The organism is Bacillus sp. V3B (assembly GCF_024494465.1).
Lineage (GTDB): Bacteria > Bacillota > Bacilli > Bacillales > Cytobacillaceae > Bacillus_BD.
The window spans coordinates 1-1,207 of the sequence record NZ_JAETXM010000071.1; the positions used below are offsets into that span (position 1 = coordinate 1).

1 protein-coding gene is annotated in these 1,207 nt (G+C 37.0%); it reads right to left on the reverse strand.

Annotation, left to right across the window (positions count from 1 at the left end; genetic code table 11):
- Nucleotides 1-110: 110 nt before the first annotated feature.
- Nucleotides 111-1,106 carry a zinc-dependent alcohol dehydrogenase family protein gene (locus JMM81_RS22560; protein WP_256243809.1) on the reverse strand — a complete coding sequence of 332 codons (996 nt, stop codon included), beginning with the start codon at nt 1,104-1,106 and terminating at the stop codon, nt 111-113.
- Nucleotides 1,107-1,207 lie beyond the last annotated feature (101 nt).

The following is a 1,207-nucleotide window of genomic DNA, read 5'->3' on the forward strand; positions in this document are numbered from 1 at the left end:
GCACCCGTTTGTTTAAGTAGAAACATTCACAATCTCTTCTAACTACACAATAATTAAAATTCTAAGGAAAGACCGCCTTTGTTACATATTCTTAATGTAACGTCCTAATTTCACCAGTTGTTTACTAAAATAATTTTACCAACTGCTTTATTAGCCTCATAATATTCATGTGCTTGGGCTATTTCATCAAAAGTAAATTGTCTTTGAGCAAGTAATGGTCGTAGTTTTCCTTCCTCAATAACAGGTGTAAGGTTCTTTAATGCCTCACCGTTTATATGACGGTATTCTTCATGAAGAATTGGAATCTCTGTGAATACAACATGGAAATTCAATGATTTTACAAGAAATGGACTAAGGTTATAGTCTTGACTTACAGCAATCGCCACAATTGTTCCATATAAAGAAGCTGCCTCAATCGAATTCTCAAGGTTTTTACGGTCGATGGTATCGAAAATATATTTAAACCCTTTACCATCCGTATACATATTCACATAGTCTTTTACGGACATTTCTTTATAATTGATGACAACATCGGCTCCAAACTCTTCCGCAATTTGAGCTTTTTCTGGTGAAGAGACGGTTGTATATACCTTTGCACCGACCCATTTTGCCAACTGAATAGCAACATGCCCTACTCCGCCTGCACCACCATGAATTAGAATCTCGTCTCCAGCTCCAATATTGGCACGTTTAACTAGAGCTTCCCAAGCAGTGATTGCGACAACTGGAAGGGCTGCTGCTTCTGCAAATGATAGGTTTTTTGGCTTATGAGCAAGTAATCTAGCATCTGCTGCCATGTATTCTGCTAAAGCACCACTCGTACCTTTAACACCGCCTGCAAAACCGTATACCTCATCACCAACTTTAAAATCAGTAACCCCTTCTCCGACTTCTGTGATAATACCAGCTACATCGCCATGTAAAACAGCTGGAAATTCAGGAGCAAATTTAGCAAAAACTCCACTGCGTATTTTTGTATCAAGGGGATTTAAACTTGTAGCCTTTACCTGAATTAAAACATGCATGGGTTTCACTTCAGGAACAGGAATCTCTTCTAATTGAAAAACAGATGCCTCTCCAAAAGAACGGATAACTTGTGCCTTCAAACAAATCACTCCTCTAAAATTAAAAATAATATATTTACTATTCTTAATATTACATTTGTTTTTGCCGAATTGATAGTAAATAGTATTATTGAGCTAAACTG